The sequence below is a fragment of the Sphingomonas kyeonggiensis genome (genome assembly GCF_030812785.1).
Taxonomy (GTDB): Bacteria; Pseudomonadota; Alphaproteobacteria; order Sphingomonadales; family Sphingomonadaceae; genus Sphingomonas; species Sphingomonas kyeonggiensis_B.
This window is the reverse complement of record NZ_JAUSTJ010000003.1, coordinates 821,902-836,324: the sequence shown is the minus strand read 5'-3', so window position 1 is coordinate 836,324 and position 14,423 is coordinate 821,902. Positions and strand designations below refer to the sequence as shown.

Annotated in this window: 7 protein-coding genes; 1 reads left to right on the top strand and 6 read right to left on the bottom strand. The window is 65.8% G+C overall.

Annotated elements, in window-relative coordinates; all coding sequences use genetic code 11:
• Positions 1–6: 6 nt before the first annotated feature.
• The 6 genes from J2W22_RS21400 to J2W22_RS21375 all read right to left on the bottom strand — a co-directional run bounded on the left by J2W22_RS21400 (position 7) and on the right by J2W22_RS21375 (position 9,844).
• Complete coding sequence (locus tag J2W22_RS21400; protein ID WP_307120302.1) at positions 7–1,416, bottom strand: M16 family metallopeptidase; 1,410 nt, start codon at positions 1,414–1,416, stop codon at positions 7–9.
• Positions 1,416–2,807 carry a M16 family metallopeptidase gene (locus J2W22_RS21395; protein ID WP_307120301.1) on the bottom strand — a complete coding sequence of 464 codons (1,392 nt, stop codon included), beginning with the start codon at positions 2,805–2,807 and terminating at the stop codon, positions 1,416–1,418. Before J2W22_RS21395 ends, J2W22_RS21400 begins: the two co-directional genes overlap by 1 nt.
• 70 nt (positions 2,808–2,877) lie before the next feature.
• Positions 2,878–3,828 (bottom strand): hypothetical protein, encoded by a 951-nt coding sequence (locus tag J2W22_RS21390; RefSeq protein WP_307120300.1) that lies wholly within the window; start codon positions 3,826–3,828, stop codon positions 2,878–2,880.
• 80 nt (positions 3,829–3,908) lie between these two features.
• Positions 3,909–5,855 carry a CocE/NonD family hydrolase gene (locus J2W22_RS21385; RefSeq protein WP_307120299.1) on the bottom strand — a complete coding sequence of 649 codons (1,947 nt, stop codon included), beginning with the start codon at positions 5,853–5,855 and terminating at the stop codon, positions 3,909–3,911.
• Between the two features lie 114 nt (positions 5,856–5,969).
• Complete coding sequence (locus J2W22_RS21380; protein ID WP_307120298.1) at positions 5,970–7,289, bottom strand: hypothetical protein; 1,320 nt, start codon at positions 7,287–7,289, stop codon at positions 5,970–5,972.
• Positions 7,290–7,537: 248 nt separating this feature from the next.
• Entirely contained in the window at positions 7,538–9,844 is a 2,307-nt protein-coding gene (locus J2W22_RS21375) for a TonB-dependent receptor (RefSeq protein WP_307120297.1), read from the bottom strand.
• 374 nt (positions 9,845–10,218) lie between these two features.
• Here J2W22_RS21375 and rpoB point away from each other — a divergent pair, with 374 nt between their 5' ends.
• Positions 10,219–14,376 carry a DNA-directed RNA polymerase subunit beta gene (gene rpoB, locus J2W22_RS21370; RefSeq protein WP_307120296.1) on the top strand — a complete coding sequence of 1,386 codons (4,158 nt, stop codon included), beginning with the start codon at positions 10,219–10,221 and terminating at the stop codon, positions 14,374–14,376.
• Positions 14,377–14,423 lie beyond the last annotated feature (47 nt).

The window sequence follows — 14,423 nt, the reverse complement described above, 5'->3', positions numbered from 1 at the left end:
GGAGGATCACGGCACCGTCACCGTGGTCGTGGGCACATTGGCCAGCTCGGGCTGGGCCTTGAGCTGGGGGACGACGGTCTTGAGATCGCCGACCACCACCAAAGTGAGCTTGCCGAGCGGATAGCCGCTGTTCGCCGAGGCCTGCATCTGCTCCGGGGTCACCGCCAGCACCGCGGGCACATAGCGCTCTGTCCAGTCGCCCGGCAGGCCGAGCAGGTCGCGCGTCGCCAGGGTGCCGACTACCGAGCCGGAGGTGGAATTCGAAATCGCGAAGAGGCCGGCCAGATAGGTGCGGATTCCCTTGGCTTCGTCGGCCGGTACCGGCTCGGTCTGCATCCGGCGGATCTCCTTGAAGACCTCCTTCAGCGAATCCCCGGTATGCTCGGTGGTCACGTCCGCCTGGAAGGTCCACAGCGCCTGTTCGGGGGTGAACCCCACGTCGGAATCGGGCGAATAGGTATAGCCCTTGTCCTCGCGGATGTTGCGGGTGATGCGCGAACTGAACGCGCCGCCGAGCAGCGCATTGGTCACCCGCTGCGGGATGTCCCCCTCCGTGCCGGCGCGGCTGGCATCGAAACTGAGGCGCAGCGTGGCCTGGGGCGCGCCCGGACGATCGATCAGCACGATCTGCGGGCCCGGCTTGTGCGGGCTTTGCAGCGTCACCGGATCGGGACCGGCCTTCCAGCCCGCAAAGGCCTTGTCGATCGCCGCCTTCACCGCCGCCGCGTCGAAACGCCCGGCGACATAGAGATGCGCGCGCTTCGCGCCGAACTGGCCGGCATGGAAAGCCTGCACCTGCGCGATCGTATAGCCCTGGAGCTGCGCCGCGCTCGGGATGATCCGGCCATAGGGATGGCTGGCGCCATAGACGGTGCGGCCCAGCGCCACGTCCGCCAGCGTGCCCGGCTGCGACAAGGCGACCGAGAGCTGGCGTCCGAGATTGGCCTTCACCCGGGCCAACTCGCTTGCCGGCAGCGTCGGATGGATCGCCACATCGCTGACCAGCCGGACCGCGTCGGGGGCATATTCGGAAAGCACGTTCACGCCGACCGACGTGGATTGCATGCCGGCGCTGACATTGAGCTGCCCGCCCATCCCCGCCGCCGCAGCGGCGAGATCGGCGGCGGTCTTGCCGGCCGCGCCTTCCTTCATCAGCGCGCCGGTGACTTCGGAGAGCCACACCGCATCGCCTTCATTGACCGCGCCGGCGCGCACGCGCAGCGACACGACCGTCTTGGGGGCGATGCCATAGGGGATCAGCGTGACCTGCAAGCCATTGGGCAGCGTATAGGTCTCGGTCGCCGGCAAGGTGAACGGCTTGGGATCGGCGATCGGCGGCGCGGGCGGGAAATTGTCCTGGGCCAGGGCCGGCGTGGCAGCGAGCAACGCCACCGATGCGAGGAGCATGCGCTTCATCACTTGCCTCCCTTGGGCTGGGCGCCCGGCTCGATGACGTAGACCGAGCGATTGGTCTTGCGGAGATATTCCTGCGCGGTCTTCTGGATCAGTTCGGGCGTCACCTTGGCGAAGCCCTCCTCGATCTTGTTCACCGCTGCGGGATCATTGTCGAACAGCGCATAGACGGCGAGCAGGTCGATCAGGCCGACCCGCCCTCCCCCGTCGATCGTGCCGTACAGGTCGGAGCGCATCTTGGTGCGGGCGCGCTGCAGCTCGGCTGCGGTCACCGGCTTCGTCCGCAGCTCCTCGATCACCTCGTCCACGGCCTTGGTGATCTGGGCGGTGGTGTGCGTCGGATCATGGGTGAAGCTGAAGCTCCACAGCATCGGCCCGCGATAGTTGAACATGTTGCCGAGATCGCCGTTGATCCCGCCCGAAAGCTCGCCGGCGATGCCGGTGTCGGACACCAGCTTCTTGAACAGCCGGCTGTCGTCGCCCTGGAGCAGGATCTGGTCGATCAGCCCCATCGCATACCATTCGGGGGTGCCGCGATCCGGCACGTGATAGCCGGCGGCATAGCCCGGCTTGGGAGCCAGCGCATCGACGCGGCTCTTGAACTTCTCGGCGGTCTGGCGCGGCTCGGAGATGTCGGGCTGGGCGACGGGCGCCGCGGACGCGATCGGCGTGAAATACTTCTCCACCATCGCCCGGGTCGCGGCGTAATCCAAGTCGCCGGCGATCACGAGCACCGCGTTGTTCGGCCGGTAGAACTCCTTGGAGAAGGCCTGGGCGTCGGGCACCGTCGCCGCCTCGATCTCCTTCAGGTCGCCGTAGAAATTATGGCTGTTGTACCAGTTGGTGTTGGCCAGCATCGGCAGGTCGATCCACGGCCAGGTGCTGTAGGGCTGGTTGAGGACGTTGACCTTCACTTCGTTGCCGACCACGCCCTGCTGGTTCTTCAGCACGACATCGTCGATCACCGGATTGGCCATGCGATCGGCCTCGAGCCACAGCATCCGCTCGAGCGCGCCCGACGGGACGATCTCGAAATAATTGGTGAAGTCGAACCGGGTCGAGCCGTTGTTGACGCCGCCCGAATTGGTGATCGTCGTGTCGAACACGCCCTTGGGCGCATGCTTCGACCCCTGGAACATCAGATGCTCGAACAGGTGGGCGAAGCCGGTGCGGTCCTTCGGCTCCACGCGGAAGCCGATGCCATAATAGACGCCGACCGTGACCGTGGGCGCAATCGTGTCCCTGGTCAGAACGACACGCAGGCCATTGGGCAGCGTGAAATATTGCGTGTCGACATGCAGCTTGCTGGCCGCCGCAGGCGCGCTTGCCTGGGCATGGGCAAGCGCCGGGACTGCAGTCGCCGCCAGGGCGAGCGCAAGACTCCACTTCCTCATCTATTCTCCCCTCGGGTGAGTCGGTGATCTAACCCACCGTCACACTCCGCAGCGCCGCTGTACAGGGGCTTTATTGCTCCGGGGTCCGCTCGCCCATCATCGCGCATATCGAGCCTCTGGTGCGCCCCGTCGCTTCCTCGACAATGCAGCCATTCCACGGATCGCCGGGCGGCATCGGCACGCCGGGTGCGAGGAAGAATTTCGCCCGCAGGCGCGGCGGCAGATGCGCGATGGGGCGCAGCACGCGAAATGTGCCGTCCGGCCGACGCTCGATCGCGCCTGCACCGAGGAGTTGGGCCAGGCCCATCTCGCTCGGCAGCACCGGATAGGGCGCGACTGGCGCACGGGCGACCACCCGGCCCCGGCCGATGCGCACCAGCCCACCCGGATGGTAACGTAATGCCTCCCGCCACAAGGCGAGATCGAACCCCGCTGGCGTCGGCGGAACAGCCTTCTCTCCGGGCGGCAGTGTTCCCGAGGGCAGCGCCACGCGGCGCACGTGGTATCCGCCGAATACGGCATCGGGGCGGAAGCCGAGCGCGCGATGGAGCGTCGCGACCGCAGTGCGCGCCTCCTTGCCGTCCGGCGCGTGGAAGAAGGCCGGGCAATTGGTGGGCGCAATCGTAACCTTCTCCCGGGGTACACCCGTCACCCCGGCGGCAGACATCGGCACGGGCGGCGGGGAGCTCTTGTCGCCGGCCTTGCGCGGATAAAGAAACGCCGAGACCACCACCGCGGCGATCCGGCCCGTGTCGCCGCGAATTCGCCAAACCATCGATTCATAGGAGGTCAGGACAAGATAGAGCCGCCTCGTGCCGCGCTCGATCTCGACATCGATGACGTCGGTCGCCTGATCGGGCCCGCCGACCGATACCGAAGAAACCGCGTTGCCGCTATAGGCGCCGAACAGCACCAGCCTGGCGTCACCGGGCAGCGACGGCAGCGTACAGCGCGGCATCTCGGGATAGGTGGAAGCCTGCGCGGCGAGCGGCGCGCATGCCGCGGCCAGTCCCGCCACCAACGCCACCGCTCCTCTCATCCGCGCCCCTCCGCCGGCGAAGCGAAACGGGCCGGAGCATCCCGCCCCGGCCCGTTCCTGTCTCACTTCTGTTCGTTCGCCGACTGATCGAGCGGCACCACCGGCAGCAGGACGTTGCTCGACTGGGCGCCGCCATACATCAGCGTCACCGTCGCCTTCTGATAGTCTTCCGGCTTGGCGAAGAAGATGTTCGGCACGAACTTCTGCGGGTTGCGGTCATAGACCGGGAACAGGCTCGACTGGACTTGCACCATGATCCGGTGGCCCGGCTGGAAGACATGGTTCACCGTCGGCAGACGGAACTTGAACTCTTGCACCTTGTTCGCCGGGATCGCCGTCGGGTGCTCGAACGAGTCGCGATAGCGGCCGCGGAAGATGTCCATGCTGATCGGCAGCTGGAACCCGCCCATCTCCTTCTTGGTGACATAGTCGTCCGGATAGACGTCGATCACCTTGACGACGAAGTCGCCGTCGGTGCCCGTCGTCTTGGCGAAGATGTCCGCCAGCGGCGCGCCCGAGACGCGGACCGGGGCGGTCAGCGGATCGGTGACATAGGTCATCACGTCCGGACGGCCATCGACGAAGCGCTGGTCGGTGACAAGGTAGGTCGACCAGCGGCCGTCCTGGAAGTTCACCGGCCGCGGCAGGTGCGGCACCGGCTTGGCGGGGTCGGAGACATAGCTGTCCGAGCCTGCGCCGGGCTTGTCGAAGCCCAGGCCCTCGGCGGGCTTGAGGTAGATCGGGGTAAGCTTGGCGTCGCAACCGGTCTCGCAGGCGAGCGGCCATTTGTTGAGATACTCCCAGCGGTTCTCGCCGGTGTTGTAGAAGCTCGCCTTGGCTGGCGTGAAGGCCGGCGCGCCGTCCTTGAGATAGGCATTGAAGAAGGGCAGCAGGATGTCGCGGCGCGCCTGGAGCGCGGTGTCGCCCTCGAAGTTGAGCTGGCCGAGGCTCGAGCCGTTATAGTTGAAGCCCGAATGGCGCCACGGACCCATCAGCAGATAGTTCTTGCTGGCCTGCGGGGTCTTCTGCAGTTCCTCCCAGGCGTGGATCGCGCCGTACATGTCCTCATGATCCCAGATGCCCTGTTCCCAGAGCGTCGGGATGTTCGAGGGGTTGGCGGCGAGCAGCTTGTCGAGCGCCTGGCCCTGCCAGAACTTGTCGTAGGCGACGTGCTGGCTCATCTTGTTCCAGGCGGGCAGCTGGTCATAGCCGAACTGCTTGGCCCAGTCGCCAGCCGAGCCGACCTTGCGGAAGGTCTCGTAATCGTCCCAGTCGGGGCGCGGCGGGGCCTTGCCGGCGCCCTTGTAGCCGGTCTGCGCGCCGATCCAGCCGATGTTCGCCAGGCGGAAGGCACCATAGTGGAACCAGTCGTCGCCCATCCAGCCGTCGATCATCGGGCTCTCGGGCGCGGCGACCTTGAGCGCCGGGTGCGGGCCCATCAGCGCCATCACCACGGTGAAGCCCTCATAGGACGAGCCGAGCATGCCGACCTTGCCGTTGGTCTCGGGGACGTTCTTCACCATCCAGTCGATCGAATCATAGGCGTCGGTGATGTGATCGACCTTGGTCGGGTTCAGCGGGCCGACCGGCGGGCGGGTGATGACATAGTCGCCTTCCGACTTGTACTTGCCGCGAATGTCCTGGAACACGCGGATATAGCCGGCCTTTACGAACACCTCGTCGCCTTCGGGCAGGGTGTTGATCATCTTGCCGCTCTCGGTGCGGACGACGCGACCGGCAGCGTTGTAGGGCGTGCGGGTGAACAGGATCGGGGCGTTCTTCGCGCCCTTGGGGATGATCATCACCGTGTAGAGCTTCACCCCGTCGCGCATCGGAATCATCACTTCGCGCTTGATATAGTCGGCCGGCAGCGCGGGCGGCTGGAAGTTCGGCGGGATGTCGTTGAACGCGGCGGGCGCCTGGGCGGGTGCGGGGCTTTCCTGCGCCTGGGCGGCCGTGGCAGCGAGGATGGCCGTTCCGGCGGCCAGGGCGAGCAGCGACTTGTTCATGTGATAGTATCTCCCTCAGGATGGCGTTCGATAGGCCCAAATCCATCCGCAAGGAAAGAGCCCGCTCCTCCCTTTCGGAAGAAGCGGGCTCCTGTGTCCCCGATATGTCAGGGATCAGACGTGCTCGGGCTGGCCGTAGAGTTCGGCGGCGAGATCGTCGGTCACATGGGGGCGCGAGGCACCGATCGCGCCGATCCCGCCTTCAAAGGCCGGGCGGCCGATCCTGAACGCCGCGGCGGTGCGCGCCTCGCTACCGTCTGGCAGGGTGTAGCGCGCCTCGGCGACGACCACGGGGTTGAACACTCGGCCCAGGTCACCCTTGGGCACCGCGAGATGGGCATCGACGCGGGTGCCGTCGCCCGGCTCGATCGAGACCGGCGGGACGATGGTGTCGGCGCGGCGCTCGGTGAGCATGCGCTCCATCTCGGTGCTCTCGGCCTCATCGGCGAGCATGAAGCTCGAGATGCGGACGTTGCGCGCCTGGGTGTCGCCCGAATTGCCGACGGTCAGCTCGAAATCGACCATCGCCTCTTCCTCGGTAGTGCCGGCGCTCACCGGGCGCAGGCCGAGCTCGATCCACGGACGGTGCGAAACCGGCGCGGCGGCATCTGCGACACCCGCAAGGTCGTCCTTGCTGGCATCGGCGATCTCGGCCTCCTCGACCTGCTCGGCAGCGGCGACTTCGGGGACGATCGCCGGGCTGGGCTCTCGGCGGACGATCCGCTCGTCGGCGGGCGGCACCTCGGCGATGACGGCGGCGTCGGGTGCGGCGACAGGCTCGACCACCACCGGTGCGGCGGCGACGGGCGCGACATAGGCCGGCTCGACATAGGCAGTCTCGGTGGTCACCACCTCGTCATTGCGGCGGCGGCGCGTGAACAGGAACGCGATGATGCCCAGCCCCAGCAGCGCGAGGCCGCCGATCAGCCATGGCCAGGCGATAGCGGTGCTGCTGGTCTGGGTCGTGGTGGTGTCGGACGCTACCGGCGCTGCGGCGTCGGGCGCCGGAGCCGGCGCGGTCTCGGCCTGGGGCGGCAGCGGCGCGGGCACGGCCGACGGATCGATCGGCGGCGACGGCGGGGCTGTCGGCGTCTCGGCGGCAGGCGCCGGAGCGGCCTGGCGTGCGGGAGCGGGAGCCGGCGCCGCGCGGGTGGTCGTGGTCCGCGTCGTCGTGGTGCGGGTCGCGGTGGCGCGGCGCTCGGCCGGAGCCGGCGCATCCGCCGCGGCGGCGCCGCGCTGCTGCTCCTCGACCGAGGGGACCGACTGGACCACCGGGGCGGAGGGCTGGATCACCACCTGCGGCTGGGGAGCGGGCGCAGGTGCCGGAGTCGTCATGATCGGCGGCGGGGTAACCTGCTGGGGGGTGTCCTGCGCCCGGGCGGGCAGAACAAGGAAAGCGGCGCCGAGAAACAGCGCGGCACGGGTGGTACGCATTACAAGTCTCTCCTTCATGTCGCAGGTTCAATGAATGGAACCCGGATTCCGTCGCGAAGGAGGCTCGAAACTGCGGTGAACTGCGCGTCATGAACGACGAACAACCGCGTTCATCTGCGGTTAATTGCAGATTCACGCAGCACTTACGGGCAGGCAAAAGGTTCCGCCCCGATCTGCTCGCAGGAGGTTTGCGCTGGCGGAGAAATGGGGCCGCGCCCCACCCCTCCGCCAGGCGAATGGACGGATGCTTAGAAGCGTCCGGTCAGCTGCACGCCATAGAAGCGCGGTTCGGCAGGGATGAAGGTAGGATTGCCGAAGCCGCCGCCGGTGTTGCCGGCATCGAGCAGATAGCGCTTGTTCGTCGCGTTGCGGACATAGGCGGCGATCTCGTAGCGCCGCTCGGCGAAGCTGACGCCCGCCTTGGCGTTCACCAGCACCACGCCTTCCTGCGAGATCGCTTCCTTGTTCGGCACTTCGAAATAGATCTTGCTGCGATAGGTCACGCTCGGCGTTGCGAAGAAGCGGATGCCATCACCAAGCTGCGCATCCACCGTGAAGCCGGCCGCCGCCTGGACCTCGGGCTGGAGGCGGAACTTGTTGCCGGCATAGACGCCGTTCGCCTTGGTCTTGTCGATGCCGCCATCGATATAGCCGATGTTGCCGAACATGCTGAACCACGACACCGGACGCACCAGCAGCTCGGCCTCGACGCCGAGATTGCTCGCGCTGCCGGCGCTTTCCGTGACGCTCGACCCGACCGGGCGACCCGATGGGTCGTTCGCATCCGTGACCACGCGCGAGACCTGGAAGTTCTTGTACTTCTGGTAATAGACGCCGAGCGAGCCCGAGACGATGCCCTTCGACGCCTTGATGCCGCCCTCATAGTTCCAGACCGTCTCCTCCGGAATCAGCGAGGTGGTGCCGGCACCCTGGTTGACCGTAGGCGAGCGGCGACCCTTCGAAACGGTGCCGTACAGGTTCAGCCCGTCGCTCAGGCGATAGAGGATGTTGAAGCGCGGCAGGAAGGCCTGGAAGCTGTCCTGCGACCAGATCGTGCCGTTGGTCGTCACCTGGCCCGGGATCAGCGCGGCGCCGGAAAGCACCGACTTCGGCGCCACCGCATAATAGCCCGACTTGCGCTGCTCGATCAGGGCACGGATGCCGGCGGTCAGCTCCAGTCGCGGGGTGGGCGTCCAGGTCACTTCGCCGAACATCGAATAGCTGTCGTTGATGCCCTTGTTGGTGAAGATCGAGCGATAGGGAATGGCGGTCGCCTTGCCGCCGGTGAGCAGGCCGGTCGCCTGCGCGGCCGTGACGGTGCCGTTGGGCGCGATGCAGCCCAGGCCCTTGATCACATTGGCGGCGCACTGGAGATAGATGCCCTCCTCGGTCGAGAACGGCACTTCCTGGCGGTTGTTCTCGTGGAAGACGTTCCAGCCGAAGCTCGTGCGGAAATGATCGTCGCTATAGGCGAAGCGCGATTCATGGCTGATCTGCGAGCCATAGGCGCCTTCGGCGAATTCAAGGTACCAGGCTGCGGAACCGTCGGCGTCGAAGATTTCGAGCGAGTCGAAGCTGCGATAGCCGTTGACGCTGGTAAAGTTCCAGCCATCGGCGAAATCATAGCTGATCGTCAGGTTGCCGTCATAGACGTTGCGGTTCAGCCCCAGCTTGTCGGCGCCGAGCGCGGCCTTCGAAACCGGCGAGCCCGACAGGTTGGCATCGCCGAACGGATTGCCCGGGCCGCTTGCGGTCGGATAGAGCTTCGAGATGAACGGCGTGCCGCTGTTGCGCTGCCGGTCATAGGTGCCGATCAGATCCACGGTCAGCGCATCGCTCGGCGTGAAGCGCAGCGCGGCGCGAACGCCGAGCTGGTTCTGGGCATAGAGATCGCCCTGGGTGGTCGAGAGATTGTGGACATAGCCATCGCGCTTCTTCCATTCGAAGGCGACGCGGCCGGCGATCACGTCCGAACCCAGATTCAGATGGCCGCCCAGTTGCTTCTGGTCGTAATTGCCGATGCCGCCATACAGCTCGCCGGAGAAGCCCGCGCGGGGCCGGGCCGAGATCATGCTGATCGCGCCCACCGCCGATGCCGTGCCGAACAGGGTCGCCTGCGGTCCTTTGATCACTTCGACACGGTCGAGGTCATAGACCGCCTGATAGGCGCCGCGCGACCGCGAGATGTCGATGCCGTTGTAATAGAGGGTGACGCGCGCCGCCTGCTGCGCCGAGCCGCTGTCCGAAGTGATGCCGCGGATGACGATGCCGGGATTGTTGGCGCTCTGCTCCTGGATATTGAGGCCGGGCACATAGGCCGACAGCTCGTCGAGGTCGGAGACGCCGAGCTCGTTCATCCGCGCTTCGGTGAGCGCCGAGATGGTGATCGGCACGTCGATCGCGCGCTGCTCGATCTTCTGCGCGGTGACGACGATCTCGTTGCCGCCCGCTGCCTCCTGAGATGCCTCCGGCTTGGTTTGCTCCTGCTGAGCGTGCGCCACGCCCGTTGCCGTCGATGCCAGCAGCACCGCGAGCAATTTCATCTTGTTAGCCATGGAAACCAACCCCCTTCTTTGTTAACTCAGCTGGAGGCCAGTGACGGGGGAATGTTACGCTTACGCTGCATTGCAGCATCATTTTCGTTGCAATGCGAAACGTTTTCCAGGTGCTTGCGGAACTGCGCGAATCTTGTCGCGCTCCGACCCTTTGACAGAATCCAACACAGCCCCTATATCCCGCACTTCACCACGGTTTCGGGAAATGATGCGTCGTCGCGCAGCGCATCGGTCGAATTGGAATCGTGGTCTCATAAGACGCTGAAAGCTGCCGAAACCCGAAATGGGAGTCGCGCGGCTTTTTCTGCGTCTTTCCGCACGTCCCGGCCCCGGACAGGGGCACCGAAATTACGGCTGACGAGGCAAAAACACCCATGGCAACCAAGGCAATCGAGGGCGGCACGTTCAAGCGCCGCATCCGCAAGGTGTTCGGCGACATCCACGAAGTGGTGCAGATGCCGAACCTGATCGAGGTTCAGCGCGAATCCTACGAGCAGTTCCTGCGGTCCAATCCCTCGATCGGCTACGTCTCCGGCCTCGAGAAGACCCTGCGCTCGGTCTTCCCGATCCGCGACTTCGCCGGCACCGCCGAGCTCGACTTCGTGAACTACGAGCTCGAGCATCCGAAGTTCGACGTGGAAGAGTGCCGCCAGCGCGGCATCACCTATGCGGCCCCGATGCGCGTCACGCTGCGCCTGATCGTGTTCGAGGTGGATCCGGATACGGAAGCCCGTTCGGTGCTCGATATCAAGGAGCAGGACGTCTACATGGGCGACATGCCGCTCATGACCGAGAACGGCACCTTCTTCATCAACGGCACCGAGCGCGTCATCGTTTCGCAGATGCACCGTTCGCCGGGCGTGCTGTTCGACCATGACCGCGGCAAGACCCATGCCTCGGGCAAGTATCTCTTCGCTGCACGCGTGATCCCGTATCGCGGCTCTTGGCTGGACTTCGAGTTCGACGCCAAGGACATCGTCAACGTCCGTATCGACCGCAAGCGCAAGCTTCCGGTGACGACGCTGCTCTATGCCCTCGGCCTGAACGGCGAGGACATCCTCAACTATTTCTACAACCGCGTGACCTTCGTCCGCGGCCCGAACGGCTGGCAGATCCCGTTCGACCCGACCAACTGGCGCGGCGCCAAGCCGTCGTTCGACATCGTCGACGCCAAGTCGGGCGAAGTGATCTTCCCGGCTGGCCAGAAGATCAGCCCGCGCGCCGCCAACAAGGCGCAGAAGGATGGTCTCGAAACCCTGCTGATCCCGACCGACGAGATCTTCGGCCGCTATTCGGCCTATGACCTGATCAACGAGTCGACCGGCGAAATCTACATCGAAGCCGGCGACGAAGTCTCGGCCGAAAACCTGGAGAAGCTGGACAAGGCCGGCATCGACCGCGTCGAGCTGCTCGACATCGACCATATCTCGACCGGTCCGTGGATCCGCAACACGCTCGCCGCCGACAAGGCCGAGGAGCGTCAGCAGGCGCTCGCCGACATCTACCGCGTCATGCGCCCCGGCGAGCCGCCGACGCTCGAGACGGCAGAGTCGCTGTTCGCCGGTCTCTTCTTCGATCCGGAGCGCTATGACCTCTCGGCCGTCGGCCGCGTGAAGCTCAACATGCGCCTCGACCTCGACGCCGAGGACACCGTCACCACGCTGCGCACCGAGGACATCCTCGCTGTCGTCAAGACGCTCGTCGACCTGAAGGACGGCAAGGGCGAAGTCGACGACATCGACAATCTCGGCAACCGCCGCGTCCGCTCGGTGGGCGAGCTGCTCGAGAACCAGTACCGCGTCGGCCTGCTCCGCATGGAGCGCGCCGTGAAGGAGCGCATGAGCTCGGTCGACGTGTCGACCGTGATGCCGAACGACCTGATCAACGCGAAGCCGGCGGTTGCCGCGGTTCGCGAGTTCTTCGGCTCGTCGCAGCTCTCGCAGTTCATGGACCAGACCAACCCGCTTTCCGAAGTGACGCACAAGCGTCGCGTCTCGGCGCTCGGGCCGGGCGGTCTCACCCGCGAGCGCGCGGGCTTCGAAGTCCGCGACGTTCACCCGACGCACTATGGCCGTATCTGCCCGATCGAGACGCCGGAAGGCCCGAACATCGGTCTGATCAACTCGCTCGCGTCGTTCAGCCGCGTGAACAAGTACGGCTTCATCGAGACGCCGTACCGCAAGGTGAACAACGGCCAGGTGACCAACGACGTGGTCTATCTGTCGGCGATGGAAGAGGCGAAGCACACGATCGCGCAGGCCTCGGCCGAGGTCGATGCCGATCACCGCTTCACCGAGGACCTGATCTCGGCCCGCCAGGCCGGCGAATTCCTGATGGCGCTGCCGGAGACGGTGACGCTGATGGACGTCAGCCCCAAGCAGCTGGTCTCGGTCGCAGCGTCGCTCATTCCGTTCCTGGAAAACGACGACGCGAACCGCGCACTGATGGGCTCGAACATGCAGCGCCAGGCCGTGCCGCTGGTGAAGGCGGAAGCGCCCTTCGTCGGCACCGGCATGGAAGAGACGGTTGCGCGTGACTCGGGTGCGGCGATCGCCGCCAAGCGCTCGGGCATCGTCGATCAGGTGGACGCCACCCGTATCGTCATCCGCGCGACCGGCGAGGTCTCGGCGGAAGAGAGCGGCGTCGACATCTACACGCTGATGAAGTTCGAGCGTTCGAACCAGTCGACCTGCATCAACCAGCGCCCGCTGGTGAAGGTGGGCGAGACGGTCAACGCCGGCGACACGATCGCTGACGGTCCCTCGACCGAGTTCGGCGAGCTGGCGCTGGGCCGCAACGCGCTCGTCGCGTTCATGCCCTGGAACGGCTACAACTACGAAGACTCGATCCTGATCTCCGAGCGCATCGTGAAGGACGACGTGTTCACGTCGATCCACATCGACGAGTTCGAAGTGATGGCCCGCGACACCAAGCTCGGGCCGGAGGACATCACCCGCGACATCCCGAACGTCGGCGAGGAAGCGCTGCGCAACCTCGACGAGGCGGGCATCGTCTATGTCGGCGCCGAAGTGGAGCCGGGCGACATCCTGGTCGGCAAGATCACCCCCAAGGGTGAATCGCCGATGACGCCGGAAGAGAAGCTCCTCCGCGCCATCTTCGGCGAGAAGGCCTCGGACGTCCGCGACACCTCGCTCCGCCTGCCCCCGGGCGTGGCCGGCACGATCGTCGACGTGCGCGTCTTCAATCGCCACGGCATCGACAAGGACGAGCGTGCGCTGGCCATCGAGCGCGAGGAAATCGAGCGCCTGAAGAAGGACAGCGACGACGAGCGCAACATCCTCAACCGCGCGACCTGGTCGCGTCTGCGCGAGATGCTGCTGGGCCAGGTCGCCACGGCGACCCCGAAGGGCCTGAAGAAGGGCGCCGAGATCGACGCCGATCTGCTCGACAGCGTGGATCGTCACGAATGGTGGAAATTCGCCGTCGCTGACGACAAGGTCCAGGGCGACCTCGAGGCGGTGAAGGGCCAGTATGACGAGGCCGTGAAGCGCATCAAGGACAAGTTCGAGGACCGCCGCGAGAAGCTGGAGCGCGGTGACGAGCTGCCGCCGGGCGTGCTCAAGATGGTCAAGGTCTTCGTCGCGGTGAAGCGCAAGCTGCAGCCGGGCGACAAGATGGCCGGCCGTCACGGCAACAAGGGCGTCATCTCGCGGATCCTGCCGCAGGAAGACATGCCGTTCCTCGAGGACGGCACCCCGGTCGACCTGGTGCTGAACCCGCTCGGCGTGCCTTCGCGCATGAACGTCGGTCAGATCTTCGAGACCCATCTTGGCTGGGCTGCCCGCAACCTGGGCATGCAGGTCGCCAAGCAGCTCGAGGAGTGGCGCGAGAACAATCCGGACGCGCAGCCGGGCGTGATGCCCGATGCGGTGAAGGATCGTCTCAAGGTGGTTTACGGCGATCACTATGCCGACGAGATCGAGGCGCGCAGCCCCGAGCAGGTCAACGAGCTGATCCAGAACGTCCGCACGGGCATTCCGATGGGCACCCCGGTGTTCGACGGCGCGCGTGAGGCAGACGTTTCGGACATGCTCGAGCTGGCGGGTCTCGACACCTCGGGCCAGTCGACGCTGTTCGACGGCCGCACCGGCGACGCGTTCGACCGCAAGGTGACCGTGGGCATCATCTATATGCTGAAGCTTCACCACCTCGTGGACGACAAGATCCACGCGCGCTCGATCGGACCGTACTCGCTCGTCACCCAGCAGCCGCTGGGCGGCAAGGCGCAGTTCGGTGGCCAGCGCTTCGGCGAAATGGAGGTCTGGGCCCTGCAGGCATATGGCGCTGCCTATACGCTGCAGGAGATGCTGACGGTGAAGTCGGACGACGTGGTCGGCCGCACCAAGGTCTACGAAGCGATCGTCAAGGGCGACGACACCTTCGAGGCCGGCATCCCCGAGAGCTTCAACGTGCTCGTCAAGGAAATGCGCTCGCTGGGCCTCAACGTCGAACTCAAGTCCATCGATGAGACGGACGAGGACGGCAACAGCCTGGCCGAGGCGGCGGAGTAAGGAACCTTCGGCCCCTGTCTCCCGAAGACAGGGGCCATCCCCTCCCC